This window comes from Pigmentiphaga sp. YJ18, assembly GCF_038066655.1.
Taxonomy (GTDB): Bacteria; Pseudomonadota; Gammaproteobacteria; order Burkholderiales; family Burkholderiaceae_B; genus Pigmentiphaga.
Genome location: NZ_JBBUKU010000001.1, coordinates 380,194 through 407,139 on the forward strand (window position 1 = coordinate 380,194; position 26,946 = coordinate 407,139).

Here is a 26,946-nt window from a genome sequence, read left to right on the forward strand (position 1 = left end):
GTTATATGATCTCGCCGTGCCGGTTCCCGCGAACGTCCTCATGAGCAGCCTTCACCCCTTGCTGAACCGGGTCCGCCTGACCCACCTGCGCCTGCTCGTCGCCATCGCGGACTCCGGCTCGCTGCTGGCCGCTGCCCAGCTGCTGCACATGAGCCAGCCGGCGGCCACCAAGGCCCTCAAGCAGATGGAAGCGGGGCTGGGAGAAACCCTGGTCACTCGCACGGCGACGGGCAGCGCCCTCACACCGGTGGGACACCTGCTGTGCCACCGGGCCCGGCAGGTGTTGGCCGAACTGCGCGATGCCGAGCACGACATCGAGCTGTTCCACGAGGGCCACGTCGGCCAGGTCATCGTCGGATCGCTACCAGTCGCAACGACCTCGCTCGTACCCCAGGCCGTCTCCCGGCTGAACCAGGATCATCCCGGCATCGCCCTGCGGGTGTTCGAAGGCAGTTCCGAATCGCTGTTCCCCCGCCTCATGCAGGGCGACCTCGACGTGCTGATCGGCCGCTTCTGGCTGGGCGAACAGTCGGGTCTCGTCAACGAACCGCTGTTCGATTCGGAGTTTCGCATCGCGGCCGGCGCGCACCATCCGTTGGCGGCGCACGCCGGCCTCACGCTCGACGACCTGTTGACCTACCCCTGGATTCTTCCCCCGCCGAGCGATCACTTCCGAGTAGCCATCGACGACTTCTTCCGGTACCGGCGCGTGCGCCCGCCCGCGCACATCGTCGAGACGACCGCCTATGGCGTAGTGCGCGGGCTGCTGCGCACCACGAACATGGTGGTGCTGCTGCCGGAGGTCACGTTGCGCGACGACGTGCGCGACGGGTTCATTCGCTGGCTTCCGCTCAATCTGGAACTGCGCCTGCCGCCGGTCGGCATCGTCCGGGTGGCCCAGCGACCGGTGGCGCCCGCCGTGCAGACCTGGCTGCGCTACGTCCGGCAATCGGCCGCCGACCTGCTCACGCCTCCGGCGCCGGGCGCCCCCTTTAAGGCGTCCTTAAGCCTGCCTGGCTAGGATGCTCGGGAGTCCCTTCGACCGAGTACAAGCCATGTCCCTCGCCATGCCCCGCCACGACGCCCCGGCCGCCGACACCGGCCCGGCGCCCCGCGACATCCGCGGGCAGCTGCGACTGGGCGCCACGTGGCGGCTGCTCAAGCCCTACTGGGTGTCCGGCGACCGCAGGGCGGCGCTCGGCCTGCTGGCGCTGGTCGTCGGCCTGAACCTGGCCCTGGTGGCCGCCAACGTCTGGCTGACCAACTGGAACCGCGTCTTCTACAACGCCCTGGAAGCGCGCGACTTCGCGGCCTTCAAGCTGCAACTGGCGCACTTCTGCGCGATCGCGGTGGCATTCATCGTCATCGCCATCATGAAGCAGTTCTACACCATGATGCTGGAGATGCGCTGGCGCACCTGGCTGACCGGCGAATGGCTGCAGCGCTGGACCTCGGGCCAGGCGTACTACCGGGTCGAGCAGGCTCACGGCGCCGACAACCCGGACCAGCGCCTGGCCGAAGACCTGCGCACCCTGGCCAGCACCAGCCTGACGCTGTCGCTGGGGCTGCTCAATTCGGTGGTGACGCTGCTGTCCTTCGTCACGCTGCTGTGGACCATATCCGGACCGCTCGTATTCGCGCTGGGCGGCAGGACCGTTTCCATTCCCGGCTACATGGTGTGGTTCGCCGTGCTGTATGCCGTCGCGGGATCCTGGCTGACCCACAGGATAGGCAAACCGCTGATCGGCCTGAGCTTCCGCCAGGAACAGACCGAGGCCGATTTCCGCTACGCCCTGATGCGGCTGCGCGAGAATGCCGAGGGCGTCGCGCTGTACGGCGGCGAACCCGCCGAACGCGCGGGGCTGCGCGGATCCTTCGATCACATCCGCGAAAACTGGCGCGGGCTGATGGTCTACACGCGCCGGCTGGTATTCGTGAACTCCGGCTATGGGCAGGTGGCGATCGTCTTTCCGCTGATCGTGGCCGCGCCGCATTATTTCTCCGGCGCGATCACGCTGGGCGTCCTGATGCAGATCGCCTCGGCCTTCGGCCAGGTGCAGGGCGCGCTGTCGTGGTTCGTGGACGGCTATGCCTCGCTGGTGGGCTGGCAGGCCGCCGCCAACCGCCTGCTGGATTTCCAGTCGGCGCTGGGCGCGGCCGAGGCCGAGCAGGCGGCGCGCGACGGCCTGCGCGGCATCGCGCTGGTCGAACGGGACCGCGCGCCAGCGCTTGGCGCCATCACCGCCGCCGGACTGGTGCTGGCCCTTCCCGGCCGGAACGAACGGCGGCCGTTGACCGATCCGTTCTCGATGACCGTGCGGCCGGGCGAACGGGTGCTGGTGACCGGTCCATCGGGCGCGGGCAAGAGCGTGCTGTTCCGCGCCATGGCCGGCATCTGGCCCTACGGCCGCGGCATCATCGAACGCCCCGCCGATGCGCACACCCTGTTCCTGCCGCAGCGCAGCTACGTCCCCTCCGGCACGCTTGCCGCCGCGCTCGACTACCCCTCGCCGCCGGGCACCCACGACGACGCTACCCTGGCCGCCCTGCTGCGCGACTGCCGGCTGGAGCGGCTGGCCGGCCTTCTGCAGCGGCGCGACAACTGGGGGATGCGGCTGTCGCCGGGCGAGCAGCAGCGCCTGGCCTTCGCCCGCGCCATCCTGCAGCAGCCCGACTTCCTGTTCCTGGACGAGGCGACCTCGGCGCTGGACGAGGAAACCGAGGCCGCCATGTATGCCCTGCTGGTCGAACGCCTGCCGCGCGCGGCCATCGTCAGCATCGCCCACCGCAGCACGGTCGCGCGCTGGCATGGCCGGCATCTGCGCTACCGGCCGGTGCACGCGGCGGGGGACGAACCGCGCTACCTGCCGGCGGACGAAACGCTGCCGCAGCCCGCTTAGGCGGCCGCGTCCCTGGCCTGGGCCGCCACCCGCTCGAACGCCGCCCGCAGCACGGCCAGCGCCGGCTTGTCGACGTCCGCGCGGCGGCAGACGAAGGCGATCTGGCGGCGGGGACCGCCGCGCCCCAGCGACAGTTCGCGGAAGCGGTAGGCCTTGCGCAACGGGTCGTAGGGCTGCGGAATGATGGAGACCCCCAGTCCCGCCGAGACCATCGCGATGATGGCGTGGCTGGACAGGAGATCGATGCGGCTCTTCATGCGCGGATGCAGGCGGTGCACGTATTGCGCGGCGATGCGGCCGCCGGTGGAGGTCTTGTCGAAGCGTATCCAGTCATGGCCGCGCAGCAGTTGCTCGACCGTGTCGCCCCGCGCGTCGGGCGGCGCCACCAGCACCATGGTTTCGTGCATCAGCGTCTGCCAGTGCAGCCGGCTCGATCCGCCCGATTGCGGCCGCACCAGCACCGCGGCGTCGATGGCGCCGTCGCGCAGCTCGCCCAGCAGCCGCTCCGAGCGGCCCCGGGCCAGGTGCACGTCCAGTTCGGGATAGTCCGATTGCAGCACCTTCATCGCCATGGGCAGCAGCGTGGCCTGAATGGAATCGATGGTGCCCAGCGCGACCTTGCCGGACACCCGGGTCTGGCGCCGCGCGCGCAGGGTCTCCAGCGATTCCAGCGTGCCCTGGACCAGCGCCGCGAGTTCGTGGGCGAACGGCGTGGGGCGCGCCCGGCGCGCCGCGCGGTCGAACAGGGGCTGACCGAAATGCTGCTCCAGGTACTTGATGTGCTGGCTGACCGCCCCGGGGGTCAGGTTCACCTCTTCGGCGGCGGCCGCGAAAGTGCCTCGGCGCAGGACGGCGCAAAGGGTCTGCAGGAATTCCAGTTTCATTAGATTTCCTAAACTGACGTATCACGAAAAATCGCTTTTCGTAGTTTATCGAGTGTCTAGAATCCTCCGGATAATCATGACAGGAGACACCCGTGAAGACCGTCCCGCCCACCCCTGATCTGCCCCTTTTCCGTCCCGGCCGCCGCGCGGCCTGCCTGGCCGCGGCGCTTGCCTGCGCCGGACCGGCGCAGGTGCTGGCCCTGGAAGCCTTTCCCGCCCGGCCGGTCACGCTGATCGTGCCCAATCCGCCCGGCGGCTCCAACGACGTGTTCGCCCGCGCGATCGGCAAGCGCCTGGGCGACGCGCTGGGCCAGCCGGTGGTGGTGGACAACAAGGCCGGCGCGGGCGGCAGTGTGGGCGCGGGGCTGGCTGCGCGCGCGCAGCCGGACGGCTACACGCTGCTGTTCGTGTCGTCCACCTACACCACCAACGCCGCCATCCAGACCGGCCTGCCGTTCGATCCGGTGCACGCGTTCACGCCGGTCGCCATGGTGGCCAAGGGACCGATGATCCTGACGGTGAACAACGACCTGCCGGCCAAGACGCCGCAGGAGCTGCTCGCGCTGGCGAAAAGCCAGCCGGGCAAGCTGAACTACGCCAGTTCGGGGGTGGGCAGCATCAACCACTTCGCCACCCACCAATACGCGCAGGTCGCGGGCGTACGGATGACGCACGTCCCGTACAAGGGCATGGCGCCGGCCATCAACGACCTGATCGGCGGACACATCCAGGTGCTGATCGCCAGCGGTCCGTCCATCCTGCCCTCCGTGAAGGCGGGCAAGGTGCGCGCGCTGGGCGTGACCAGCGCCACGCCCTCGGCGGTGGCGCCCGGGCTCGCGCCGCTGGCCGCCACCGGCGCGCCGGGCTACGAGTCGGGACTGTGGTGGGGCATCCTGGCGCCCGCGGGCACGCCGGCCCCGGTCGTGGCTCGCCTGAACACCGAGATCAATCGTATCCTGGGCCAGGACGAGATCAAGGACCTGCTGCTGCGCGAAGGCGCCGAGCCCGACCCCAAGACGGCGGACGCGTTCGGCGCCCAGCTGCGGGGCGACATCGAGCAATGGCGCCGCATCGCCCAGCAGGCGAACATCAAGGCGGAGTGATGGCATCGTTGAAGCAACGCGGTTACGAACCCGGCGCGGGCGGCCCGCTGTCGGACGTGCGCATCCTGGACCTGTCGCGGCTGGTGGCGGGCAACACGCTCACCCAGGTGCTGGCGGACTTCGGCGCCGACGTGGTCAAGGTGGAAAGCCCGGACGGCGACACCCTGCGCGCCTGGCGCACCCAGGACGTGGACACCAACTGGAAGCTGTACGCGCGCAACAAGAAAAGCCTGGGCCTGGACTTGCGCCAACCCGCGGCGCGCGAACTGCTGCTGGAGTTGGCGGCATCGGCCGCGGTGCTGGTCGAGAGTTTCAAGCCGGGCGTGCTGGAAGCCATGGGCCTCGCGCCCGACGTGCTGCTGGCGCGCAATCCCCGCCTGGTCGTGGTGCGCATCTCGGGCTGGGGCCAGACCGGGCCCTATCGCGGCCGGCCCGGCTTCGGCACGCTGGTCGAAGGCATCTCGGGCTTCGCCGCCATGAACGGCTTCGCCGACCGCGAACCGGTGCTGCCACCCATGTACCTGGCCGACACGGTGGCCGGGCTGTACGGCGTGGCGGGCCTGCTGATCGCGCTGCGCGAGGTCGAGGTCAACGGCGGCCAGGGGCAGGTGATCGACCTGCCCCTGCTCGACCCGCTGTTCGCGGTGCTCGGCCCGCAAGCCGCCAACTACCGGCTGACCGGACGCGTCAAGCCGCGCACCGGCAGCCGCTCGACCAACTCCGGTCCGCGCAACGCCTATCGCTGCAAGGACGGCCTGTACGTGGGCCTGTCGGCCTCGACCCAGAAGATGGCCGAGCGCCTGTTCGTTTCCATCGGCCGGCCCGACCTGGCCGCCGATCCCCGCTACCGCACCAACGCCGACCGCGTGCGCCATGCCGAGGAACTCGACGCCATCATCGCCGCCTTCATCGCCCAGCGCACGCAGGCCGAGAACGTCCGCTTCTTCGAGCAGGCCCAGGTCACCATCGGCCCCATCTACGACATCTCGCAGATCGTCGACGACCCGCACTTCCTCGACCGCGAGATCCTGGCCGACTACCCCGATCCCGACATGGGCGCCTTTCCCATGCATCACGTGGTGCCGCGCATGAGCGGCACGCCCGGCGCGATCCGCACCCCGGCCCCGGCCATCGGCCAGCACAACCGCGAGCTGCTGGCGGGGCTGGGCGTGGACGACGGCCGCTATCGCGAACTGCTGCGGGACGGCGCCGTACACCAGGAAAACGAGGACCGCTGAAGGTTCCCACCGCCAAGAGATTTCCCATGCGCAGCAAACTCTTCGTTCCCGGCTCCCGCCCCGAACTCTTCGCCAAGGCCCTGGCCGGCGAGGCCGACGCACTGTCCTTCGATCTGGAGGATTCGGTACCGCCCGACCGCAAGAACGAGGCGCGCGAGGCCGTCGCGGCCTGCCTCGCGCAGCGGACCGCCGACTCGGGCAAGCGCATGGTCGTGCGCATCAACGCCTGGGATACGCCGCATTTCGGCGCCGACCTGGACGCGGTGGCGCTGCCGGCGCTGGACCTGGTCAACCTGCCCAAGGCCGAATCGCCGCGCGCCATCCAGGCCACGGCGCTGCGGCTGGACGAGATCGAACGGGCGCGGGGCATCGTCCGGCCGATCGGCATCCTGGTCAACATCGAGACGCCCGAGGCCCTGGCGCGGGCCGCGGAACTGGCGGGCGCCCATCCGCGCGTGGCGGGCCTGCAAGTCGGGCTGGGCGACCTGTTCGAAGACCTGGGCGTGGACCGGCGCGACGCCGCCGCCGTCCACCACGTCCTGCTGGCCATACGGCTGGCCGCCGGCCGCGCGGGCGTCTGGGCCTGCGACGGCGCCTACGCCGACATCGCCGATCGCGCGGGCTACGTGGCCGAGGCGCACATGGCCCGGCGGCTGGGCTACGTGGGCAAGAGCTGTATCCACCCCAGCCAGGTGGCGGCGGCCAACGAGGCCTTCCGGCCCACCGACGAGGAAATCCGGCACGCGGCACGGGTGCTGCAAGCCGAGCAGGAAGCGGCGCGCGCCGGCCTGGGCGCCTTCACCGTGGACGGCCGCATGGTGGACGCGCCCTTCATCCGCCGGGCCCGCGCGATCGTGGAAACGGCGCGCCGCCTGGGGCTGGCGGTCTAGGGCCTGTTCACGCTAAAAGGAGGCTCGCACAGGCCGGGAACGGGCCCTAGTATCCCCGCCGCGGGTCCAGGCCCTGGAGCGGTTCGCCGGCCTCGTGGCGGGCGATGCGGGCGGCGATCTGCGCCACGCTTTCCTCGACCATGGACAGCGCCGAGACGTGCGGCGTGACTTCGATGCGGGGATGGCGCCAGAAGGGATGGTCCGGCGGCAGCGGTTCCTGGTGGAACACGTCGAGCGCCGCGCGACTGAGCCGGCCGCTGTCCAACGCGCGCAGGAGGTCCGCCTCGACGACGTGGCTGCCGCGGCCCAGGTTCACCACATGACCGCCCTCGGCCATGGCATCGAACACCCGGGCCGACAGGATGCCCCGGGTGGCCGGCGTGTCGGGCAGGAGGTTGAGCAGCATGCGCGCGCCGGACGCGAAGCGGATCAAGGCGTCGGGGCCGACATGCGTCTCGATGCCCGGGACCGTTCGCGGCGTGCGGCTATAAAGCCGCACCGGATAGCCCTGGGCCGCCAGCGCGCGCGCCACCGGCAGGCCGAGCTGGCCGGCACCGAGCACGCCTACCGTGAACGCCTCGGTGCGATGGGGCTCCAGCGGTTGCCATACGCCCTCGCGCGCCTGTTCCTCGTAGGCGTCGAAACGCCGCTGGTAGCGCAGCGCGCAGTACAGCGCGTACTCGACCATCTGCCGCGCCATGCCCGCATCCTCCAGGCGCAGCAGCGGCACGCGATGCGTCACGGCTTCGGGGTGGGCGCGCATGATGGCCAACAGGGCGTCCACGCCCGCGCCCAGGTTGAAGACGGCCTTCAGGCCGGGGCGCTCGGCCAGGGACGGCGCCGGCGCCATCCAGTACAACAGGTAGTCGGCGGGTCCGTCGTCGCCGGGTTGCCAGCTGCGCACCCGCGCCGACGGCAGCGCCGCGCGCAGCGCCGCCAGCCAGCGGCCGTGGTCGATCCCGCTCATGGCCAGGAGTATGTCCATCGCGTTCCCCAACGGCTACAGCGTGTGGCTGCGGTCGCCCCGGCCGAAGCCCGACAGCGGCCGGTCCAGGCCGCGGCCCACCGCCAGCACCTTGAACAGCTCGCCCATCTCGGCCGGCGACAGCAGTTTCTGCACCGGCGCCACCGCCTGCGCATAAGCGGCCACTTCGGCCGGATCCACGCGCGACAACAGGTCCATCAGCCCGGCGTTCATCAGGAAGCTGGCCTGCGAGGCATAACCCAGCACCTCCAGCCCGCCCTCGACCGCCGCCTCGGCCATGGCCGTGAAATCGACGTGGGCGGTGATGTCCTGCACGCCCACGGCGACGAGCGGATCGGCGTGCGCCACGTGCCGCAGGTGGCACATCAGCGTGCCTTCCGCGCGCTGCGGATGGTAGTACTCGGCCCGCGCGAATCCATAGTCGACCAGCAGCGCCGCGCCCGCCTTCAGCCATGCGCCCATGCCGCGCACGAAAGCCTCGCCCCGCAGGTTGATCTCGGACACGTAACCCGGCAACGGCGGCATTCTCGATGAAACGGCCTCGGCCAGGTCGGCCGGGGCGGCGCGCTCCCGCCATACGAAGCGCGCGTTCTCGTCCAGGGCCACGCCGCGCTCCGCCAGGCCGCCTTCGGTCCAGCGGAACAGCCGCACGGGCATGGCGTCGAGCACCTCGTTGGCGACCACGCAGCCGGTAAAGGCGGCTGGCAGGGCATCGAGCCATTCCACCCGGTCGCCGTAAGCGGCCAGCCGGGCGCGCTGGCGATCGCGCAAGTCGGCCGAAACCTCCACGATGCGGTAGCGCGCCGCCACGCCCAGTTCGTCCAGCGCCGCCAGCATCCCCGCCGCCAAGGCGCCGGTGCCGGCGCCGAACTCCAATACCTCGATGCCGCCGCAGGCCTCGAGCACCTCGGCCACCTGGCGCGCCATGGTCTGCGCAAACAGCGGCGTGAGTTCGGGCGCGGTCACGAAATCGCCGGACGGATGCCGTCCCCCTTCGGCCAGCTTGGCGCTGCCGGCGGCGTAGTAGCCCAGGCCGGGCGCATAAAGGGCCTGCTCCATCCAGCGATCGAACGGCAGCCAGCCCGCAGCGCCGCGTATCCGCGCGGCAAGATGGTCGGCAACCAGACGGGAATGGGCGCTGGACGCGGGGTCGAGATCGGGAAGCTTGTTCATGCCGCCATTTTCCCATGACCTCGCGCCGCAACCGGCGGACGGCCTTGCGAATACCCACTTATAGGGATCCCGCCCCGCCGGCGGCGCTGATAGGCTGATCCGTCCTTCATGCGAACCGGATCCCATGGATAGACGTGATTTCCTGAACACCGCCGCCGCGAGCGGCATGCTGGCGTGGCTGTCCGGCTGCGGAGGCAGCGGCGCCATCGTGTCCGACGAGATCGAGTACCGCTACGGCCTCGACATGCTGCCCGAATCCCCGGCCATCGACCCCGCCCTGCTGTCGGCGCCCACGCCGGGCCAGAGCTTCTCGGTATCGGTCATGATCGGCGATACCCCGCAAGCCGGCGTGCAGGTACAGGTCTACGACATCCACGACATCCTGGTGGACAGCGGCACCACCGATGCCGCCGGCGCATTCGTTTCCACCGCGGAAGGCCGGAATTTCCTGGTGGCCGTGGCCGATACGGCCCAGGGTCGGCTGTACGGGTTCGAATACAACTTCGGGACGAAGATCCAGCCCGTGATCGACGTCAACCTGCTGCCGACCGTCCTGGCCAGGCTGTACGATCGCACCCGCCTGTCTCCGGCCGGCATCGATTTCGTGATGAAGAAGTTCTTCGGCGTCGACGCCTGGATCCTGCTGTCGGACCTCGGCCCGACGGGCAGCGCGCTGGACCAGGCCCGGCTCGCGCAGCGCGCCCAGGCCTCGGGCCTGGGGCTGCAAGGCTACCTCGACGCGCTGGTCGATGGCATGGCCCAAGGCATCGCCGACGGCTTCGCCACGAACTACGAGACGCTGGCCGGCTCCGGCTCCCGGCGTTCCGTGCAATCGGCGGCCAAGGCGCCGGACGAGTGCGGCGGCACGCCCCGGTACGACGATCTCATCGATGAAAACATTCCCGACGAGTTGAAGGATCTGGTCAACCGCTACTGGACCCAGGCCGCCAAGTGGGCCCTGGGCTTCGCCGTCAAGAAAGGCGCGAGCGCCATCGGCGTGCCCATCATCGGCACCGTGGGCGACCTGATCCTGGGGATGCTGTTCCCTTCTTCCGATCCCGTCAAGGAAGCCCTGGCGGAAATCAAGGCGCAGCTGCGCGACCTGTCCGCCAACATCCAGCAGCTCCTGCAACGGCTGGACAAGGCCGAGTTCAACCGCAGCTTCGACGAAGTGCGCAGCGTATTCAACGCCTTCGACGCGATCGCCGTCTCGATAAACCGCACCTCCGGCAACTACGAACGCGGCGCGATTTCGCTGGAAGACTACTCGGCCGACATGCTCAGGCACTGCAACGACCTGGTGGCCCGGGACGCGCAACTGGTCGAAGCCTACAACCGCTTCGTCGGCCTGCGTTCATTCCTCGGTGCCGGCGTGCTTACCCGCTGGATGGAATACATGGGCAAGGGCCACTATTACTCCGCCCTGGTGCAGAAGCAATACACCGACCTGCTCGATTACTTCCAGCAGTGGAACACCCTGTGCTACGCCTACCTGATCAATGCCCATGTGTCGATCGAGAAGCTTACCGGCAAGAAGGTCAACGCCGCGACGGTGCTGCGGCTGAACCAGTTGCTGGAAGCCACCGCCACCAATCTGGAAAAGCTGCGCCCGCGCTACCTGGGCAGCCGCCGCCAGTTCATCGACCTGCGCTACGGCCTTACCTGGGTTGGCCGCTGCACGGCCACCGACCAGGTGGATGCCATGATGCCCGCGGCGCAAAGCCAGGCGTTCCGGCTGCCCGGCCATCTGGACCTGCCCAGGGAGATGCGCAATACCTACGTCGATCCGTGCTCGCCCGACGACATGCCGCCCGGATGGTCCGCGGCCATCGGCGAAGACCTGATCGCCCAGTTCTCGTGGCGGCTGCCCAGCGCGGCCGAGCTCAACAGCTCGTTCGCCACCGTCATCCGCGACCGCTACGGCAAGGCGTTCAACTTCCAGACTTTCGCCGACGAGTTCAACCTGTCCGACAGCACCGGCTTTTGCCGCGTATCCAAGCCCGCCGTACCCATCGACGCCGTCGTGCTGCGCGACCCCATCGAGGGCGCGGGCCGCCGGCCCATCGACGGCGGCAGGGGCTTCCGGCTGAGCCTGTACGACCTGGGCAAGCTGGCCTCCTACAAAAGGACCGCCTATGCCCAGCCGGACGGCGGCCAGTTGTTGGGCGGTGAATACTATTTCTTCCCCGTGGCCGACATACCGCAGGAAACCCTGGCCAGGTACCTGCCCTGGTCCGTCTATCAGGCGGCCGACGATCTGAACCTGTAATCCACCCGCCTTCTCCCCCCGGCCCTGGCCGGGCGAGGGGCGCAGCCGGGCGGCTCCTTGCTAAAATCCCCGCTTTGCCGCCTTTCCGGACCCGACTCGCCATGCGCGAAGCGCGCCCTTCCTCCCCCCGTCCCGTCGTCCTGGTCACCGGCGCCGCCCGCCGCATCGGCCGGGAAATCGCGCTGGCCTTCGCCCGCGCGGGCTGGGACGTGGCCGTGCACTATGCGACCTCGCGCGACGCCGCGCTGGAAACCTGCGACGCCCTGCGGGCCCTGGGCGCCCGCGCCGAGGCCCATGCCTGCGACCTGGCCGACCCGGCCGCCGCCGAAACGCTGGTCCCCGCCGTCCAGGCCGGATTCGGCCGCGTGGACGCGCTGGTCAACAACGCCTCCACCTTCGAATACGACGACGTCGCCTCGTTCGACGCCCGGATGCTGCAGACCCATCTGCTGCCCAACCTGGTCGCGCCCGTGGTACTGGCGCGCGCGCTGGCGGCGGACGTGGCGCGGCGCGGCCCGGACGCCCGCGGGGCGGTGGTCAACCTGCTGGACCAGAAGCTCTGGAACTACAACCCGGACTTCTTCTCCTACACGCTGAGCAAGGCCGCCCTGGAAGCCGCCACGACCATGCTGGCCCAGGCGCTGGCGCCGGCGGTGCGGGTGGTGGGCGTGGCGCCCGGGCTGACCATGATCAGCCATCTGCAAACGCCCCAGCAGTTCGCGCAAACCCATGCGATGTCGCCGCTGGGCCATGCCAGCCATCCCGAGGACATCGCCCAGGCGGTCCTGTTCGCGGCGCAGAACCGTTCGATCACCGGCACGACGCTGCTGGTGGACGGCGGACAGCACCTGGTCGGTTTCGACCGCGACTTCAGCATGATGAACCCGCCGGCGGGCGCCGCCGCCGGCCAGACTTGAGTGGAACCATGGGCACACGCCGCATTTTCTTCAACCGCCTGGCCATCGATGCGCAGATAGGCATACTGGACCACGAACGCGGCGCCACCCAGCCCCTGCACGTGGACGCCGAGATCGACCTGGAAGGCGTGGACATGCCGGCCCATGACGGCATCCAGGAAGTGCTGGACTACCGGCGCCTGCGCGAGTGCATCATCGACGAATGCACGCGCACCCACGTCAACCTGATCGAGACCCTGTGCGACCGCCTGGCCGCGCGGCTGCTGGCCCAGTTCCCCGAGATCCGCGACGTGCGCCTGCGCGTGGCCAAGCCCCAGGCCTTCGCCGACTGCGCCGCCGTGGGCATCGAGGTCACGGCCAGCCGGGGCCAGGGGATCTGACATGGACGCCATCGTCATCCCCGCCACGCCGGCCGCGGACGCGGGCCGCGCGCGGCTCAAGCTGGAACGCGAGCGCAACAAGCTGGAAAAGCGCCTGATGCGCGAGGCCGGCCGCGCCATCGGCGACTTCAACATGATCGAGGCGGGCGACCGCGTGATGGTGTGCCTGTCGGGCGGCAAGGACTCCTACGGGATGCTCGACATCCTGCTCAAGCTGCGCGAGCGGGCTCCCATCGACTTCGACCTCATCGCCGTCAACCTCGACCAGAAACAGCCCGGCTTCCCCGACGACGTGCTGCCGCGCTACCTGACCGAACTGGGCGTGCCCTTCCACATCGAGACCCAGGACACCTACTCCATCGTCACCCGCGTCATTCCCGAAGGCAAGACGATGTGCTCGCTCTGTTCGCGGCTGCGGCGCGGCATCCTGTACCGCGTCGCCGACGAGCTGAAGGCGACCAAGATCGCGTTGGGCCACCACCGCGACGACATCCTCGCCACGTTCTTCATGAACATGTTCTATGGCGGGCAGCTGAAAAGCATGCCGCCCAAGCTGGTGTCCGACGACGGCCGCCACACGGTGATCCGGCCGCTGGCCTACATCAAGGAAGACGACCTGATCGCCTACGCGCAGTGGAAGGGCTTTCCCATCATTCCCTGCAACCTGTGCGGCTCGCAGGAAAACCTCAAGCGCAAGGAAGCCGGACGCCTGATCGACGAATGGGAACGCGCCTTCCCGGGACGGATCGAGAACATCTTCAACGCCCTGTCGCGCGTGACGCCCTCGCACCTGCTCGACCGCGGCCTGTTCGACTTCGCCAACCTGCGGCCCACGGGCGTGCCCGACCCGGACGGCGACACCGCCTTCGACCACGTCGATCCGCAGCCCTCCGCGGCCAGCCCGTGCGGCGACGAGGCCGACGAGCCCCTGGCCGAACGCACCGTACGCTTCTTCCGCGACGGCCCCGCGCATTGAACGCCACGCCGGTCCTGGAAGCCCGAGGCGTCGCCCGCCGCTTTCCCAACGGCGTGGATGCCCTGTCGCCGATCGACCTGACCGTGCGCGCGGGCGAGTTCGTCACCCTGCTGGGCCCGTCCGGGTGCGGCAAGACGACCCTGCTGCGCATCTTCGCCGGACTGGACACGCCCACCGCCGGCACCCTGCGGCGGCATGGCGACGTCGACGACCTGTCTTACGTATTCCAGGACGCCACCCTGATGCCCTGGGCCTCGGTGGCGACCAACGTGCGGCTGCCGCTGGACCTGGAGCGCGGCCCGCGCCGGCTGCCCATGGAGGCCCGGCGCGGCAGGGTGCGCGAGGCGCTGGAACGGGTGGGGCTGGCCGACTTCGATACCGCGCGCCCCAGCGAACTGTCCGGCGGCATGCGCATGCGCGTATCCATTGCCCGCGCGCTGGCGACCAGGCCCAGCCTGCTGCTGATGGACGAACCCTTCGGCGCGCTGGACGACATCACCCGCCAGCACCTGGACGATGAACTGCTGGGACTGGCCGCCCGGCAGGACCTGACCGTGGTGTTCGTGACCCACAGCATCTTCGAGGCCGTCTACCTGTCGAGCCGCGTCGTCGTCCTGTCGCGCCGGCCCGGCCGCATCGTGGCCGACATTCCCATCGAGGCCCCCGTCCGCGACGCCGCCTTCCGCGTCTCGCCCGCCTTCGCCATGCAGGCCGCGCGCCTGCAGGCGGCGCTGCTGGAGGGGCAGCGATGAACGCCTGGCTGCGCCTGGGCGCCCCCGCCGTGGTCGCGCTGGTCGTGATCGCGCTGTGGCAGGCTCTGGTGCGCGCGTTCGACGTCCCCATCTACCTGGTGCCCGCGCCGACGGACGTGGCCCAGGCCCTGGTGCGGGACTGGGACCTCCTGTCCGGCTCGCTGTGGGTCACGCTGGAGATCACCGGCCTGGCGCTGCTGGCGGCTACCGTACTGGGCGTGCTGCTGGCCTTCCTGTTCGTGCAGAGCCGCGTCATCGAGGCCAGCCTGTTCCCCTACGCGGTGCTGCTCCAGGTCACGCCCATCGTGGCGGTCGCGCCGCTCATCATCATCTGGGTCAAGCACACCCTGGTGGCGCTGACCCTGTGCGCCACCATCGTCGCGATCTTCCCCATCATCAGCAACACCGTGCTGGGGCTGCGCAGCATCGACCCGGGCCTGCTCGACTTCTTCCGCCTGAAGCGGGCCAGCCGCTGGCAGATCCTGTGGCGGCTGCGCCTGCCGTCGGCCCTGCCGGCCTTCTTCGGCGGCCTGCGCATCGCCTGTGGCCTGGCCCTGATCGGCGCCGTCGTGGCCGAGTTCGTCGCCGGCACCGGCGGCTCGCAAACCGGCCTGGCCTACCAGATCCTGCAGGCCGGCTACCAGATCAACATCCCCCGCCTGTTCGCCGCGCTGCTGCTCATCACCGTGGCCGGCGTGGTGCTGTTCGCGGCGATGACGCTGCTGTCGCGCGTCGTGCTGCGGGGCTGGCACGAGATGCGGTAGCGACCCCATCTGGCGACCCTTGCCCGTCCCCGGTACCATGCAACACCACCGCATTCCTTTACCCGGAGCCCGCCCATGCGTCCCTCCCACGCCCTGATCTCCTCCCTGCTGGCCACCCTTGCCCTGGCCTTCCAGGCCCACGCCCAGGCCCCCGCGCCCGCCGACAAGCTCGTCTTCGGCTCGAACTGGTACGCCCAGGCCGAGCACGGCGGCTTCTACCAGGCCCTGGCCGAAGGCACCTACAAGAAGCACGGGCTGGACGTCGCCATCAAGATGGGCGGCCCGCAGATCAACGTGCTGCAACTGCTGCTGGCCGGCCAGTACGACGTCGCCATGGGCGACGACCTGCAGACCTACAAGGCCGTGGAACAGGGCCTGCCGCTGGTCACCGTGGCCACCACCTTCCAGCAGTCGCCCACCGTCCTGGTCTCCCACCCCGGCCCCAAGACCCTGGGCGACTTGAAAGGCAAGACCCTGTACATCGGCCAGGCCAGCGAAACCACCTACTGGCCCTGGCTCAAGACCAAGTACGGTTTCACCGAGGCGCAGAAAAAGCCGTACACCTTCTCGGTCCAGCCCTTCCTGGTGGACAAGAACTCCGCCGTGCAGGGCTACCTGGCGTCCGAGCCCTACACCATCGAGACCCAGGGCCGCTTCAAGCCCACGGTGTTCCTGCTGGGCGCCTACGGCTATCCCCCGTATGCGCAGACCATCGTCGCCACCAGGTCGGGGCTGGACGCGAAGAAGGACGCGATCCGCCGCTTCGTCGAGGCCAGCGCCGAGGGCTGGAAAAGCTACCTGAAGAACCCCGCCCCCGGCAACGCCCTGATCCTGAAGGACAATCCGCAGATGACGCCGGCGCTGCTGGACTACGGCGTCAAGGCGCTGCGCGACGCGCGGCTGGTCGACGGCGGCGATGCCCGGACGCAGGGCCTGCTGACCATGACCGACGTGCGCTGGAAGAAGACCTACGACTTCATGGTGCGCGAGAAGCTGCTGAGTCCCAAGGTCGATTACCGGTCGGCGTTCACCACCGACATCGTCGACCAGGTCCATGTGCTGCCCTGAGCCGCGCGGCGTTCCGGCGCGGACCGGCCATGCATAGCGACGAGCTCGATTGTTTCTACCAGGTCGCCTTGTGCGGCGGCATACGCAAGGCCTCGGAGCGGCTGGACCTCGCGCCCTCGGTCGTGAGCCGGCAGATCGGCCGCCTGGAATCGGAACTGCAGATCAAGCTGTTCGACCGCAACAGCCGCAACATGACCCTGACGCCCGCGGGCCAGGTCTACCTGAACTACGTCGAGAGCCTGCGCCAGAACCGCAAGCTGGTGCTGGAGGAACTGGACGCGCTCAAGGGGCTGCGCACCGGCCATGTGAAGTTGCGCACGATCGAAGGCTACGCCGCCGAACTGGCGGCCTCCACCATCGCGACCTTCCGGCGGCAGTACCCCGGCATCACCTTCGAGCTCGCCATGGACGGCAGCGACCAGATCATGGCGGCCATCGAGGCGGGGCGGGCGGATATCGGCATCGCGCTGTCGCCGCGTGCGGCCAGCGCGATCGAATGCGCCGTCCGCCTGCCGGCGCCGCTGTGCGCGGTGGTCTGGCCCGGCCATCCCCTGGCCGGACGCGCCTCGGTGTCGATGGCCGAGCTGCTGGCCTATCCGCTGGCGCTGCCACCGCCGGACACCGGCATCCGGCACCTGCTGGACGCGGTGGCCCGGGTCGACAAGCTGGAACTGGCACCGGCCCTGGTCACCAGTTCCATCGCCGCGATGCAGGCCTTCGTGCGCGACCAGGGCGGCGTCGCCATCCTGCTGGGCCTGTCCCTGCACCCGCAGGGTCCCGGCGGCCAGGTGGTGGGCGTGCCCCTGTCCGACCCGCTGCTGGGCCGCACCGCGCTCGAGATCTGCGTGCTGGGCAGGCGCCGGCTAACGCCGGCGGTCAACGCCTACCTGCGCCATCTGCGCGCCCACGTCGAGGGCGGCCGCTAGTCCAGCGACACGCCGGCGCGCTTGATGAAGCCGCTCCACTTCTCGGTGTCCTTGCGGACGAACTCGGCCAGTTCCTGCGGCGAGCTGGTCGCCAGTTCCGCGCCCTGCTCGGACAGGCGGCGCATGACTTCCGGCGATTGCAGGCTGGCGACCACGGTGTCGTGCAGGACCTTGACCACCGGCTGGGGGATGCCGGCCGGCCCCATCACCGCGTACCACAGCGAGGCATCGAAGCCCTGCAGGCCCGCCTCGGCCAGCGTGGGCAGTTCGGGCAGCACCGCGGAGCGCTTGGGCGTGGTCACGCCGATGGCGCGCAGCGCACCGCTGCGGATATGGGGCAGCATGGTGGGCAGGCTCTCGAAAGCCATCTGCACGCGGCCCGCCAGCAGGTCCACCACCGCGGGCGCCGTGCCCTTGTACGGCACGTGGGCCGTCTGCACGCCGGCCAGCTGGTTGAACATCACGCCCGACAGGTGCTGGATGGAGCCGGCGCCCACCGACGAGAAGTTCAGCTTGTTCGGGTTGGCCTTGGCGTAGGCGATCAGTTCCTTCAGGTTGTGCGCCGGCACCGAGGGATGGATGACCAGCACGTTGGCCACGGTCGCCACCAGCGTGATGGGCGTGAAGTCCTTGACCGGATCGTAGGTCAGCTTGCTGTAGATGGCCGGGGCCGTCGCGTGCGTGGCGGCGCTGGCCAGCGTCAGCGTATAGCCGTCGGGCGCGGCCCGCGCGACCTGGGAAGTGCCGATGGTGCCGGTGGCGCCGGGCCGGTTCTCCACGACCACCGGTTGCCCCAGGCGGCTGGCCAGTTGCTCGGCCAGCGCGCGCGACAGGATGTCGTTGCCGCCGCCCGCGGTCCACGGCGATATCCACTGGATGGGCTTGGCCGGATAGGACTGGGCGCCGGCGCCCTGCCAGCCTAGCAGGCCGGCCGCGAGCAGGATGAAAGCGGAGAGTTTCCTTGCAGGATTCATGATGGGTTCCTTAGTCAAACAAGCGCCCGCCGCACGAAATCCAGGCGATCCTGTCCGAAGAACAGTTCACCGTCGATGACGAAGCTCGGTACGCCGAATATCCCGTTGGCCAGCGCCTCGCGGGTATGGTCCTCGAACAGGCCGCGGCAGGACGGAGCATCCCCCTCGGCCACCAGCTCGCGGCCGGGATAGCCGGCCTCGTCGGCGATCCGGACCAGCGTCTCCCGGTCGGAGATGTCCAGATCGCGCACCCACACCCCGGCCAGGATGGCCTGGGCCAGCGGCCAGACGGGCAGCCCCGCGCGCTCGGCGGCCAGGACAACACATGCCGCCAGCGACTCGTCCACGGGATGATGGCGCGGCTGGTCGTTGATCGGCATGCCCAGGTGCAGGGCCCAGCGCGTGCGTTCGATACCGCGGTAGGCCCGGCGCGAGGGATGCAGGCCCGCCAGCGGCGCGCCGCCGGTTTCGCGGAACACGCGCAGGAGGTCGATGGGGCGGTAGACGATGCGGGTGCCGGTCTCGGCGGCCAGTTCGTGCAGCCTCGGCCCGGCCATGTAGACCCAGGGCGACAGCAGCGAGAAATAGAAGGTCAGGGTCTTCACGCGCGGCCTCCGTCTTCCGGCTCGCGGGTCAGCAGCACGGCATCGAGCGCGGCGGCGCCGCGCCCGGTCTCGAACACCCGGAAAGGATTGATGTCGATGGAGGCGATGCGGTCCGCGTGCTGGTGCGCGAACACCGACAGGCGCACGATGGCGCGGACCAGCGCGTCCAGGTCGGCGCGGGGCCGGCCGCGCGCGCCGTCCAGCAGCGGGAAGGCCTTGAGCTCGCGCACCATCCGCATCGCGCCCTCGGCATCGACCGGCGCGATGCGCAGCGATACGTCGTCCAGCAGTTCGGCGTAGATGCCGCCCATGCCCACCATCACCACCGGGCCGAACACCGGATCGCGCTGCACGCCCAGGATCATTTCCACGCCGGCGGGGGCCATGGGCGCGACCAGCATGCCCTCGATGCGCGCCCGCGGCGCGGCCCGCGCGACACGTTCGCGCATGGCGGCCCAGGCCTGGCGCAGCCCCGCCTCGTCGGCGATGTCCAGCGCCACGCCTCCCGCCTCGCTCTTGTGCACGATGTCGGACGACAGCACCTTCAGCGCCACGGGATAGCCCAGTTCCCGGGCGGCCGCGCAGGCGGCGTCGAGATCCGCCACCGCGCGCTCGGGCAGCACGGGAATGCCCACCCGGGCCAGGATTTCCTTGGCCGCATGCTCGTTGGCCGCCTCCAGCGCCGCGAAATGCGGCACGCGCGGCAGGCTGGCCGGGTCGGCCGGCCCGGGGCTGGGCCGCGACAGCGCGCGCAGCGCGGACAGCGCCCGGATCGCGCGCGAGGCATCCTCGATCAACAGGTACCCGTGGTCGGCCAGTTCGTCCTGCAGCGCCTGCGGCGCCAGCATGGACAGCACCAGGGCCGGCTCGGGGAATTCGCGGCGCAGGTCCGCGAAGATCTCGGCCAGCGGCTGCTGCAGCGGCGGCGAATACGGCATCGCCGTCAGGAAGAACACCACCGCCTCGTAGCGCCCCTCGCGCAGCATCGTGCGCAGGAAACGCCGGAACAACTCCATGTCGCTCCAGATCTGCGCCGTGCCGTCCACCGGATTGCGCACGGCGGCCAGCGGCAGCATGGCGCGCAGCTCGTCCTGCGCCGGCTGCGGCAGCGGGGCCATGTCCAGCTTCTCGTGCTCGGCGACGTCGGCCATCAGCACGCCCACGCCCCCCGACACGGTGAACACGCCCACCCGGCCTTCGGTGATGCGCTTGCCGCTGCCCGCCGCGTAGGCGGCGTCGAAGAAGGACTCGATGGAGTCGGCGCGATGCACGCCGTACTGGCGGAACAGGCTATCGAACACGCGGTCGTTGCCGGCCAGCGCGCCCGTGTGCGACTGCGCCGCCGCCCTTCCCACGTCCGAGCTGCCCGCCTTGACCATGACCACGCGCTTGCCGCGCTCGCGCGCCAGCGCCAGCGCGTGCACCAGCCGATCGGGGCTGCGGCAGCCTTCCATGTAGCCCATGATGACGTCGGTTTCGTCGTCGCGCGCGAAATGCGCCAGGCAGTCGGCCATCTCGACGTCGCATTCGTTGCCGGTGGTCACCCACGCGCCCAGCGGCAAGCCGCGGCGGCGAGCCATCACCAGCGCCTGGCCGCCGAACGCGCCGCTCTGGCTGACCAGCGCGGTGCGGCCCAGGCGCGGCAGGCCCAGGTCCACCATGAAGGCGAAGCTGCCGATCATGCCGATGCGGAAATTCATCACGCCCATGCAGTTCGGGCCGATGATGCGCATGCCGCTCTCGCGCGCCAGCGCCGACAGCCGGGCCTGCATAGCGGCGCCCTCGGGGCCGACTTCCGCGAAGCCGGCGCTGAACACCGTCATCGCCTTCACCCCGCGGTCGGCGCAGGCCTGCGCCGCCTCCAGCACCGCCGAGGCCGGCAGCGCCACGACCGCGTGGTCCACGCCCCACGGCAGCTCGGCCACGCCGCGCAGGGCCGGTAGCCCCTGCACCTCGCCGCCGCGCGGGTTCACGGGCAGTATGGTGCCGCCATAGCCGTGCGCCTTCAGAAACTTGATGGGGCGCCCGCCTATCTTCAGCGGATCGGCCGAGGCCCCCAGCACGGCGATCGAAGCCGGGGAAAACAACGGGTCGAGGGAACCGGCCGCGTGCTCGCGGGCGGGAGATTCAATGCGGTCCAGCATGGTGCAGGGGTCCTCCGGACAGGGCGGGAAAGCCGCAGTCCTTGACGGCGATGACATCGATGAATTCGGCGCGGGGCGCCAGGCCCTCGGCCAGGCAGGCGCGCGCCGCCTGTATCCACGCGGCGTAGGGCGGCACGGGCTCGCCCGCCGCGCGCAGCCGGCGGGCGATGCGGGTGCGCGTGGCGGCGTCGGGCGCGTCGGCGGCCTTGGCCAGCGCGCGCTCGGCGAAGAACAGATGCAGCAGGGCCCGGGCCTGCGGGCCCGCGGCCAGTTGCGCGAAACGCTCGCGCTCGACCTCGCAGCCCTGCTCGAAGGGCACGGTTGCGGCGGCCAGGATCAGCTCGACCGCCTGCGGACCGGCCTCGCGGCCGGGAAAGGCCTGCTCGGCCACGTCCAGGTAGCGCGCCCGCAGCATGTCGGCCCTGGCGCCGTCAGGAACGGCCAGCTCGGCGGTACGCCGCCACGGCAGGCGGCCCGAGGCGATGTCGTTCGCGCGGCGCACGGCGGCGGCCACCGGATCGTCGGCTACCTCGTCCAGCAGGCCCTGGGCCAGCGCCGCCGCGGCGTCCACGCCCCGGGCCCGCGCCACCATGTCCAGCGCCGCCTCCAGGCCCACCAGGCGCGGCAGGCGCTGGGTCCCGCCGGCGCCGGGCACCAGGCCCAGGTTCAGCTCGGGCAGCATCAGCAGCGCGTCGTCGGCGCCGACCCGCGCATGGCAGGCCAGCGACAGCAGCGTGCCGCCGCCTATGCATTTGCCGCGCACCGCGGCCACGACGGGTTTGGGAAACGTCTCGATGCGCCGGGCCAGGTCGGCCATGCGGACCGTGCCCGGCGCATCGGGCCGGCCGACCTCGCGCAGGTCGCCGCCGCCCGAGAACATGCGGCCCGTGCCGGCCACGACCACGCCGCGCAGGGCGTGGTCATGCTCGATGCCGGCCAGCGCCTCGGCCAGCGCGGCGCGCACGTCCGCCCCGATGGCGTTGACCGGAGGATGATCGATCCACAGGATGGCGATGCCGTCCCGCAGCACGGAGGAAACGAAGGAAGAAGACACGAAACCGCCCGGGAAATACCAGGCGCCCATTCTCGCGGCCGCTACCGGCGCGGACAATCACCGTGGGCGGAACATTGCGTTGCTGGGCGAGCAACGCAGGCCGCGCCCGGGCGCCGGCTTGCGAGGCCCCGGCTTTTACTCGAGAATGCGTCCACCCCCGGCTTTCCCCGCTGTCATGGATCTTCGCCAACTCAAGCAATTCGTGGTGCTCGCGACCGAGTTGAACTACCGCAAGGCGGCGGAACGGCTGAACATGACGCAGCCCCCCTTGAGCATCGCCATCAAGAAGCTGGAGGCCGAGATCGGCACCCCGCTGTTCGAACGCGACCGCCTGGGCGTGCGGTTGACCGTGGCCGGCGGCGCCTTCCTGGGCGAGGCGCGGCGCCTGCTGGACGGCGCGGAGTCGGCGCTGGCGATCACGCGCGATGCCGCCCAGGGCCGCATCGGCACCCTGCGGGTCTGCGCCGTGCCCAGCGCGTCGCTGAACCTGCTTCCCAAGGTACTGCCCGTCTTTGCCCGGCGCTACCCGCAGATCCGGCTGCGGCTGACCAGCGGCAGCACCGTGGGCATCCTGGCGGAGTTGCAGCGCGACGAACTGGATGCCGCCTTCCTGGTGCCGCCCGCCTCCCGGGTGCCCGGCGCGGACATGATCGCGCTGGCGCCGCAGCGCCTGATCCTGGCCGTTCCGGCGGACCACTGGGCGGCCGGCAAGCCCGCCATCTCGCTGTCGGAGCTGGGCGACGAAACGCTGGTGACGCTGGCCCATTCGGACAGCCCGGGTTTCGCCGGCAACATCGCCGCCACCTGCCGGGAGGCAGGGTTCCATCCGCGCACCTTGCAGGAATCCTCCCATGCCCTGATCAGCCTGCCCCTGGTGGCCGCCGGCCTGGGCATAGCCATCGTTCCCGAGGCCCACCGGAGAATCAGCATCGAGAACGTCGCCTACCTGGACGTCTGCGACGCCAGGAGGCGGCCGTTGACCTACCCGATATCGCTGGCGGTGCAAGCCAACTCGTCCAACCCCGCGTTGCGGCCGCTCATCGACATCGTCCGGGAAACCCTGGCGTAACCTGGCCGGTCAGTGGGCGGGTGAACCCAGGATCCCTTCCCACTTCTTCTGCTCGGCCGCCACGCGGGCGACGAACGCTTCCTGCGTCCCATCCACCGGTTCGCTGCCCCGGGCGTAGATGTTCTGCCGCACCGCGTCGCCCTTGGCGACGGCCGCGATGGCCGCGTTCAGGCGCTTGACGATCTCCGCGGGCGTGCCGGCGGGCACGGCGATCCCCGAAAGCGACCCGCCTTCGAGAGGCTTGCCCAGCACTTCCCCGACCGTCGGAATCTCGGGCAGATTCGGCAAGCGGCGGGAAGACGTGACAGCCAGGGGACGAATCTGGCCCGACTTCACGAAACTGACGGCGGGCACGGCCGACACGGCCGTCATGTCCACGTTGCCGCTCAGCAGCGAGGTCATGGACTCGGAGCCTCCCTTGTAGGGAACGTGAAGCATCTTCACCCCGCCGATCTGCTGCAAGAGCTGCAGGACCTGGTAGCTGTCGGAGCCCTCCCCCGCCGTGGCGAAGGAAACCTTGTCCGGTTGAGCCGCCGCTTTCTCCAACAACTCCTTCAACGAACTCGAAGAGCTTCCCCCCGCGACCGCCAGTATCGTCGGGGTATTCGCCAGCAACGCCACGTACGTGAAGTCCCGCTTGGGATCGTAGGGCAGCTTCTTGTAGATGAGCGGGTTCACCGCGTACATGCCGTTGGTGATCACCAGCAAGGTGTAGCCATCGGGCTTGGCGTTCGCCACAGCGCCGGCGGCGACGGATCCCCCCGCGCCCGTGCGGTTCTCCACCACCACCGTTTGCCCCAGCTCCTTGGCCAGCCCTTCGGCGAACATCCGCGCCGTGATGTCGGTGATACCCCCCGCGGCGAAGGGAACGACCATCCGTATCGGCTGCGTCGGGTAGCCCTGCGCCCAGGAAAGGGAGAACGGCAGGCCCGCCGCCAGCAGGCAAAGCATCGGGCGCAACAATGTTTTCTTCATGGCTTGATCCCCATCTTCATCATGATCGAGAGAAGTTCGCGCTGCGGCTCCGGGCCGAGCTGCGCCAGCGGAGCACGCAGATACCCGCCGGGCACGCCCAGCAACTGGAGCCCGGCCACCACCACCCGGGGCAACCCGTGGGCCATCAGGAAATCGAGCAGCTCCGATTGTCTGGCGAACCAGCTTTCGGCGCCGGCCCGGTCTCCATCGGCCACGCAGCGATAAAAATTCAGCATGAACGGCGCGCACAAATTCGGCGCGCAGGTGCACCAACCGACGGCGCCGTCATTGAAGCCGCGCAGCGCCATGCTGTTCAGGCCGACGTAGATCGACAGCCGGTCGCCACATGCCTCATGAATGCGGGCGATCTTCGTCTCGTCCGGACTGGCTTCCTTGATCATCGTGATATTGGGCAGATCCGCCAGCCGGCGGATGAATCCAACCGGCATGTCCATGCCCGTGGTGAACGGATTGTTGTACGCCATCACGGGAAGGGAGACCGCTTCGCACACCGCCCGGTAGTAGGCGAAGATCTCGTCTTCGGTCAGCTTCCAGTAGGTGCTGGGCAGGACCTGGATGGCCGAGGCGCCGGCCTGCTCGGCGTAGCGGGCATGCCGTACCGTGCTGGCTGTGGTCAGGCTCGATACGCCCGCCACGACGGGAACGCGGCCCGCCGCCGCCCGGACCACCGTCCGGATGACTCCCTCGCGCTCCTCGTCCGTCAGGTATGGCAGGCAGCCGGTGCTGCCGAGCGGAGCCAACCCGTGCACGCCCTCTTCGATCAGCCGTTCTACATGGCTGGCCAGCACGGCATGATCGACCCGACCCTCGCTATCGCAAGGCGTCAGAAGATAAGCAATGATTCCCTTCAAGACTGTTTCCCCCCGGTCATCTGGTGTGAACCAGTCTAGGCAGGGGGGAAAACCCCGTCCAATTTCAAATTTGTAGGCGCCTGATATGCGCCGCGCTCGGGGGGCTCGGGGCTACGGCCGTTCGATCTTCTGCACCACCTGGTCCAGGAAGTCGCCGTCGGCTTCGTTCGACAGCACCCGTACCGGCAGCCAGTCGTGCGCGGGCGACAGCCAGACCTCGATCTTCTGGCCGTCGTCGTGGTCGCGTTCGCGCCTCAGGTGCACCGCGTCGATGCTGCCCATGGGCGTGGACAGCTTGTCGCGGCCCACCACCCGGAAGCGCCAGTTGTCCGACTGGCTGGAACCGGCGACACGGAAAGGCACGACCTTGCCGTCGGCGAAGGCGCCGCTGTCGGCACGGCCGATGGACGCCAGTTGCAGCAGCACCGACATGCGATCCTGCGTGCCGGGCTTGAGCGGCTCCTCGTTGCCGCTGGGCAGGCGCAGGCGGCCCGCGGCGGCGTCGAACTCGGCCGTCTTGACGCGCTTGTTGCGCGTCTCCTGGTAGCGCGCGGGCTGCAGGCCGCCGTCGCCGACCTTGCCGGTGCTTTCCCAGACGAAGCTGAAGAAAAGGAAGCTGCCGCGGTTCACCAGCCGGTAGTCGCTGCCGTTGCGCTGCCATTCCAGCGTGCTGTCGACGTTGATCTTGAAGCCCTTGGCCGAGGCGTTGAGCTTGTAGGTCAGGAGGGCCGAGGCGGGCGGCGCGTAGCGCTCGGCCGCCTGCAGCGCGGGCGCCGCGGCGGCCAGCGCGAGGGCCGCGCAGGCGCGGGCGAAATGTCGGCGGGCGGGGCGAAAGTCGAAAGGCATGGCGGGTCCGGGCCACGCTCGAGCGGCCCTTGATACGGTGATGCCTCTATCGTACCGGACACCCGCAGCCAGGCTGTTAGCGACTGCTACCGTGCCACGGCGGCCCCCTGTCCGCCTCGTGTTACTGTTCGGCATCTTGTCCCCCCATCGCATTCCTTCCAGGCAGCCATGAAACTCGCTTCCTATCGCGACGGCTCGCGCGACGGCCAGTTGATCGTCGTTTCCCGCGACCTGCGCACCGCCCATTTCGCCACCGAGATCGCGCCCACGCTGCAACGCGCGCTGGACGACTGGAACTTCATCGCCCCGCAATTGCAGGACCTGTACGACGCGCTGAACGCCGGACGCGCCACGCGGCCGTTCGAGTTCTCGGCCGGACAGTGCACGGCACCGCTGCCGCGCGCCTTCCAGTGGGCCGACGGCTCGGCCTACGTCAATCACGTCGAGCTGGTGCGCAAGGCCCGCAACGCCGAAATGCCCGAGACGTTCTGGACCGACCCGCTGATGTACCAGGGCGGCAGCGACGACTTCCTGGGCCCCACCGACGACATCGTCTGCGGCGCGGAAGCCTTCGGCATCGACTTCGAGGGCGAGGTGGCGGTCATCACCGGCGACATCGCCATGGGCGCCACGCCCGCCGAGTCGGCGGACGCCATCCGGCTCATCATGCTGGCCAACGACGTCTCGCTGCGCAACCTGATCCCCAACGAGCTGGCCAAGGGCTTCGGCTTCTTCCAGAGCAAGCCCGCCACCGCCTTCTCGCCCGTGGCCATCACGCCCGATGAACTAGGCTCCGCCTGGCGCGACGGCATGGTGCACCTGCCGCTCACGGTGACCTGGAACGGCAAGGTCGTCGGCCGGCCGCACGCCGGCACCGACATGGTGTTCAGCTTCCCGCGCCTGATCTCCCACATCTGCAAGACGCGCAACTGCCGCGCGGGCAGCATCGTGGGCTCGGGCACCATTTCGAACAAGGACGCGTCGGTCGGCTACGCCTGCATCGCCGAGAAGCGCTGCCTGGAAGTCATCGCCGACGGCTCGGCCACCACCGAGTTCATGAAATTCGGCGACACTATACGCATCGAGATGTTCGACGAAGCGGGCGCCAGCCTGTTCGGCGCCATCGACCAGGTCGTCGCCGCGCCCGAGCAGCAGCAGTAGCGCCTTCCCAGCAAGGAAACC

24 protein-coding genes and 1 pseudogene are annotated in these 26,946 nt (G+C 69.8%); 15 read left to right on the forward strand and 10 right to left on the reverse strand.

The genetic code is table 11. From position 1 onward, the window contains the following. Positions 1-40: 40 nt before the first annotated feature. Together WKR98_RS01900 and WKR98_RS01905 are read left to right on the forward strand one after the other, a co-directional pair. Positions 41-1,021 carry a LysR family transcriptional regulator gene (locus tag WKR98_RS01900; protein ID WP_341431864.1) on the forward strand — a complete coding sequence of 327 codons (981 nt, stop codon included), beginning with the start codon at positions 41-43 and terminating at the stop codon, positions 1,019-1,021. A gap of 103 nt (positions 1,022-1,124) precedes the next feature. Then, positions 1,125-2,900, forward strand: a pseudogene (locus tag WKR98_RS01905) (ABC transporter ATP-binding protein/permease); the annotation flags it as partial. Here the strand turns inward: WKR98_RS01905 and WKR98_RS01910 are convergent. Then, a complete protein-coding gene (locus WKR98_RS01910; protein WP_124691615.1) occupies positions 2,897-3,784 on the reverse strand; it encodes a LysR family transcriptional regulator in 888 nt (295 codons plus the stop codon). The pseudogene WKR98_RS01905 and the gene WKR98_RS01910 overlap by 4 nt on opposite strands. Positions 3,785-3,876: 92 nt before the next feature. On the opposite strand from WKR98_RS01910, the gene WKR98_RS01915 reads away from it, so the two are divergent. The 3 genes from WKR98_RS01915 to WKR98_RS01925 are packed head-to-tail and all read left to right on the forward strand — an operon-like array spanning position 3,877 to position 7,015. Further along, positions 3,877-4,887 (forward strand): tripartite tricarboxylate transporter substrate binding protein, encoded by a 1,011-nt coding sequence (locus WKR98_RS01915; RefSeq protein ID WP_341431865.1) that lies wholly within the window; start codon positions 3,877-3,879, stop codon positions 4,885-4,887. Beyond that, positions 4,887-6,125 (forward strand): CaiB/BaiF CoA transferase family protein, encoded by a 1,239-nt coding sequence (locus WKR98_RS01920; protein ID WP_341431866.1) that lies wholly within the window; start codon positions 4,887-4,889, stop codon positions 6,123-6,125. The genes WKR98_RS01915 and WKR98_RS01920 overlap by 1 nt, the downstream gene beginning before the upstream one ends. A 26-nt stretch (positions 6,126-6,151) precedes the next feature. Further along, positions 6,152-7,015, forward strand: a complete 864-nt coding sequence (locus WKR98_RS01925) for an HpcH/HpaI aldolase/citrate lyase family protein (RefSeq protein ID WP_341431867.1) — start codon at positions 6,152-6,154, stop codon at positions 7,013-7,015. 46 nt (positions 7,016-7,061) lie between these two features. Here WKR98_RS01925 and WKR98_RS01930 read toward each other — a convergent pair whose 3' ends face one another. After that, entirely contained in the window at positions 7,062-8,000 is a 939-nt protein-coding gene (locus WKR98_RS01930; RefSeq protein ID WP_445936059.1) for a 2-hydroxyacid dehydrogenase, read from the reverse strand. Positions 8,001-8,015: 15 nt separating this feature from the next. After that, positions 8,016-9,173 (reverse strand): class I SAM-dependent methyltransferase, encoded by a 1,158-nt coding sequence (locus WKR98_RS01935; protein WP_341431868.1) that lies wholly within the window; start codon positions 9,171-9,173, stop codon positions 8,016-8,018. A 124-nt stretch (positions 9,174-9,297) separates the two neighbouring features. Here WKR98_RS01935 and WKR98_RS01940 point away from each other — a divergent pair, with 124 nt between their 5' ends. The 8 genes from WKR98_RS01940 (at position 9,298) to WKR98_RS01975 (ending at position 17,225) form a co-directional block, all read left to right on the forward strand. Continuing rightward, positions 9,298-11,442, forward strand: coding sequence for a hypothetical protein (locus tag WKR98_RS01940; RefSeq protein WP_341431869.1), 2,145 nt, complete (start codon positions 9,298-9,300; stop codon positions 11,440-11,442). Positions 11,443-11,543: 101 nt separating this feature from the next. Beyond that, complete coding sequence (locus WKR98_RS01945) at positions 11,544-12,359, forward strand: SDR family oxidoreductase (RefSeq protein WP_341431870.1); 816 nt, start codon at positions 11,544-11,546, stop codon at positions 12,357-12,359. Positions 12,360-12,367: 8 nt separating this feature from the next. Further along, positions 12,368-12,739 carry a dihydroneopterin aldolase gene (gene folB / locus WKR98_RS01950; protein ID WP_341431871.1) on the forward strand — a complete coding sequence of 124 codons (372 nt, stop codon included), beginning with the start codon at positions 12,368-12,370 and terminating at the stop codon, positions 12,737-12,739. 10 nt (positions 12,740-12,749) lie between these two features. Continuing rightward, complete coding sequence (gene ttcA, locus WKR98_RS01955) at positions 12,750-13,715, forward strand: tRNA 2-thiocytidine(32) synthetase TtcA (RefSeq protein ID WP_445936086.1); 966 nt, start codon at positions 12,750-12,752, stop codon at positions 13,713-13,715. Then, on the forward strand, positions 13,712-14,467 hold the full coding sequence (locus WKR98_RS01960; RefSeq protein WP_124691624.1) for an ABC transporter ATP-binding protein: 756 nt from the start codon (positions 13,712-13,714) through the stop codon (positions 14,465-14,467). The genes ttcA and WKR98_RS01960 overlap by 4 nt, the downstream gene beginning before the upstream one ends. Next, positions 14,464-15,231 (forward strand): ABC transporter permease, encoded by a 768-nt coding sequence (locus tag WKR98_RS01965; protein ID WP_341431873.1) that lies wholly within the window; start codon positions 14,464-14,466, stop codon positions 15,229-15,231. Before WKR98_RS01960 ends, WKR98_RS01965 begins: the two co-directional genes overlap by 4 nt. Before the next feature lie 75 nt (positions 15,232-15,306). Continuing rightward, the gene (locus WKR98_RS01970; RefSeq protein ID WP_341431874.1) at positions 15,307-16,299 is read left to right on the forward strand and encodes an ABC transporter substrate-binding protein; all 993 of its coding nucleotides are present in this window, start codon (positions 15,307-15,309) and stop codon (positions 16,297-16,299) included. Positions 16,300-16,328: 29 nt separating this feature from the next. After that, a complete protein-coding gene (locus WKR98_RS01975) occupies positions 16,329-17,225 on the forward strand; it encodes a LysR substrate-binding domain-containing protein (RefSeq protein ID WP_341431875.1) in 897 nt (298 codons plus the stop codon). Here the strand turns inward: WKR98_RS01975 and WKR98_RS01980 are convergent. Genes WKR98_RS01980 through WKR98_RS01995 form a run of 4 tightly spaced genes read right to left on the reverse strand, consistent with a single transcriptional unit; the run spans position 17,222 to position 22,002 of the window. Continuing rightward, on the reverse strand, positions 17,222-18,199 hold the full coding sequence (locus tag WKR98_RS01980; RefSeq protein WP_341431876.1) for a Bug family tripartite tricarboxylate transporter substrate binding protein: 978 nt from the start codon (positions 18,197-18,199) through the stop codon (positions 17,222-17,224). The genes WKR98_RS01975 and WKR98_RS01980 overlap by 4 nt on opposite strands. A gap of 14 nt (positions 18,200-18,213) precedes the next feature. Continuing rightward, positions 18,214-18,804 carry a 2-hydroxychromene-2-carboxylate isomerase gene (locus tag WKR98_RS01985; RefSeq protein WP_341431877.1) on the reverse strand — a complete coding sequence of 197 codons (591 nt, stop codon included), beginning with the start codon at positions 18,802-18,804 and terminating at the stop codon, positions 18,214-18,216. Next, complete coding sequence (locus tag WKR98_RS01990) at positions 18,801-20,948, reverse strand: acetate--CoA ligase family protein (RefSeq protein ID WP_341431878.1); 2,148 nt, start codon at positions 20,946-20,948, stop codon at positions 18,801-18,803. Before WKR98_RS01990 ends, WKR98_RS01985 begins: the two co-directional genes overlap by 4 nt. Continuing rightward, the gene (locus tag WKR98_RS01995) at positions 20,932-22,002 is read right to left on the reverse strand and encodes an enoyl-CoA hydratase/isomerase family protein (RefSeq protein ID WP_341431879.1); all 1,071 of its coding nucleotides are present in this window, start codon (positions 22,000-22,002) and stop codon (positions 20,932-20,934) included. The genes WKR98_RS01990 and WKR98_RS01995 overlap by 17 nt, the downstream gene beginning before the upstream one ends. A 175-nt stretch (positions 22,003-22,177) precedes the next feature. Between WKR98_RS01995 and WKR98_RS02000 the strand changes: the two genes are divergently transcribed. Then, positions 22,178-23,071, forward strand: a complete 894-nt coding sequence (locus WKR98_RS02000; RefSeq protein ID WP_124691633.1) for a LysR family transcriptional regulator — start codon at positions 22,178-22,180, stop codon at positions 23,069-23,071. Positions 23,072-23,080: 9 nt separating this feature from the next. Here WKR98_RS02000 and WKR98_RS02005 read toward each other — a convergent pair whose 3' ends face one another. The 3 genes from WKR98_RS02005 to WKR98_RS02015 form a co-directional block, all read right to left on the reverse strand. Then, positions 23,081-24,046: a Bug family tripartite tricarboxylate transporter substrate binding protein gene (locus WKR98_RS02005; protein WP_124691634.1), complete on the reverse strand. Its 966-nt coding sequence runs from the start codon at positions 24,044-24,046 to the stop codon at positions 23,081-23,083. Then, positions 24,043-24,918 (reverse strand): dihydrodipicolinate synthase family protein, encoded by an 876-nt coding sequence (locus WKR98_RS02010; RefSeq protein WP_124691635.1) that lies wholly within the window; start codon positions 24,916-24,918, stop codon positions 24,043-24,045. Before WKR98_RS02010 ends, WKR98_RS02005 begins: the two co-directional genes overlap by 4 nt. Positions 24,919-25,029: 111 nt before the next feature. Next, positions 25,030-25,764, reverse strand: coding sequence for a DUF3108 domain-containing protein (locus tag WKR98_RS02015; RefSeq protein ID WP_161567975.1), 735 nt, complete (start codon positions 25,762-25,764; stop codon positions 25,030-25,032). 168 nt (positions 25,765-25,932) lie between these two features. On the opposite strand from WKR98_RS02015, the gene WKR98_RS02020 reads away from it, so the two are divergent. Further along, entirely contained in the window at positions 25,933-26,925 is a 993-nt protein-coding gene (locus WKR98_RS02020) for a fumarylacetoacetate hydrolase family protein (protein WP_124691637.1), read from the forward strand. The last annotated feature ends 21 nt before the right edge of the window (positions 26,926-26,946 follow it).

What these genes read in the sequence shown, in the direction of transcription:
- WKR98_RS02020 (WP_124691637.1), top strand. Translation starts at nt 25,933, where the DNA reads ATGAAACTCGCTTCCTATCGCGACGGCTCGCGCGACGGCCAGTTGATC.
- WKR98_RS02000 (WP_124691633.1), top strand. Translation starts at nt 22,178, where the DNA reads ATGGATCTTCGCCAACTCAAGCAATTCGTGGTGCTCGCGACCGAGTTG.
- WKR98_RS01900 (WP_341431864.1), top strand. Translation starts at nt 41, where the DNA reads ATGAGCAGCCTTCACCCCTTGCTGAACCGGGTCCGCCTGACCCACCTG.
- WKR98_RS01940 (WP_341431869.1), top strand. Translation starts at nt 9,298, where the DNA reads ATGGATAGACGTGATTTCCTGAACACCGCCGCCGCGAGCGGCATGCTG.
- WKR98_RS02005 (WP_124691634.1), bottom strand. Translation starts at nt 24,046, where the DNA reads ATGAAGAAAACATTGTTGCGCCCGATGCTTTGCCTGCTGGCGGCGGGC.
- WKR98_RS01975 (WP_341431875.1), top strand. Translation starts at nt 16,329, where the DNA reads ATGCATAGCGACGAGCTCGATTGTTTCTACCAGGTCGCCTTGTGCGGC.
- WKR98_RS01925 (WP_341431867.1), top strand. Translation starts at nt 6,152, where the DNA reads ATGCGCAGCAAACTCTTCGTTCCCGGCTCCCGCCCCGAACTCTTCGCC.
- WKR98_RS01945 (WP_341431870.1), top strand. Translation starts at nt 11,544, where the DNA reads ATGCGCGAAGCGCGCCCTTCCTCCCCCCGTCCCGTCGTCCTGGTCACC.
- WKR98_RS01965 (WP_341431873.1), top strand. Translation starts at nt 14,464, where the DNA reads ATGAACGCCTGGCTGCGCCTGGGCGCCCCCGCCGTGGTCGCGCTGGTC.
- WKR98_RS01920 (WP_341431866.1), top strand. Translation starts at nt 4,887, where the DNA reads ATGGCATCGTTGAAGCAACGCGGTTACGAACCCGGCGCGGGCGGCCCG.
- WKR98_RS01990 (WP_341431878.1), bottom strand. Translation starts at nt 20,948, where the DNA reads ATGCTGGACCGCATTGAATCTCCCGCCCGCGAGCACGCGGCCGGTTCC.
- WKR98_RS01935 (WP_341431868.1), bottom strand. Translation starts at nt 9,173, where the DNA reads ATGAACAAGCTTCCCGATCTCGACCCCGCGTCCAGCGCCCATTCCCGT.
- WKR98_RS01980 (WP_341431876.1), bottom strand. Translation starts at nt 18,199, where the DNA reads ATGAATCCTGCAAGGAAACTCTCCGCTTTCATCCTGCTCGCGGCCGGC.
- WKR98_RS01930 (WP_445936059.1), bottom strand. Translation starts at nt 8,000, where the DNA reads ATGGACATACTCCTGGCCATGAGCGGGATCGACCACGGCCGCTGGCTG.
- WKR98_RS01970 (WP_341431874.1), top strand. Translation starts at nt 15,307, where the DNA reads ATGCGTCCCTCCCACGCCCTGATCTCCTCCCTGCTGGCCACCCTTGCC.
- folB (WP_341431871.1), top strand. Translation starts at nt 12,368, where the DNA reads ATGGGCACACGCCGCATTTTCTTCAACCGCCTGGCCATCGATGCGCAG.
- WKR98_RS02015 (WP_161567975.1), bottom strand. Translation starts at nt 25,764, where the DNA reads ATGCCTTTCGACTTTCGCCCCGCCCGCCGACATTTCGCCCGCGCCTGC.
- WKR98_RS01910 (WP_124691615.1), bottom strand. Translation starts at nt 3,784, where the DNA reads ATGAAACTGGAATTCCTGCAGACCCTTTGCGCCGTCCTGCGCCGAGGC.